The sequence below is a fragment of the Exiguobacterium sp. SH0S7 genome, from assembly GCF_004337195.1.
Classification (GTDB): domain Bacteria; phylum Bacillota; class Bacilli; order Exiguobacteriales; family Exiguobacteriaceae; genus Exiguobacterium; species Exiguobacterium aurantiacum_A.
In genome coordinates this window covers 1-391 of sequence record NZ_SJVA01000047.1, presented here as the reverse complement: position 1 = coordinate 391, position 391 = coordinate 1, and the positions used below count along the sequence as shown (strand labels likewise).

Annotated in this window: 1 protein-coding gene; it reads left to right on the top strand. The window is 50.9% G+C overall.

Translation table 11 applies throughout. The features are described 5' to 3' along the window. On the top strand, window positions 1-391 hold a 391-nt coding region (locus EVJ22_RS15340; RefSeq protein WP_131444285.1), incomplete at both ends, for a glycosyltransferase.

The window sequence follows — 391 nt, the reverse complement described above, 5'->3', positions numbered from 1 at the left end:
GTACTGTTCTGTTGGGTGTCCGCCGGATTCTGGACGGCGTTAATGGGCTTCCTGCAACTGCTTATTGGTCGCGATAAATACAGTATATCTGCGTCAACAGTTGGCGATGAACCATTAAACCCGGAGCATCGCACGGCGTTGATCATGCCTATCTGTAACGAAGACGTGAACCGTGTTTTTGCTGGCCTGCGTGCAACGTGGGAATCAGTAAAAGCCACCGGGAATGCCAAACACTTTGATGTCTACATTCTTAGTGACAGTTATAACCCGGATATCTGCGTCGCAGAGCAAAAAGCCTGGATGGAGCTTATCGCTGAAGTCGGTGGCGAAGGTCAGATTTTCTATCGCCGCCGCCGTCGCCGCGTGAAGCGTAAAAGCGGTAATATCGATG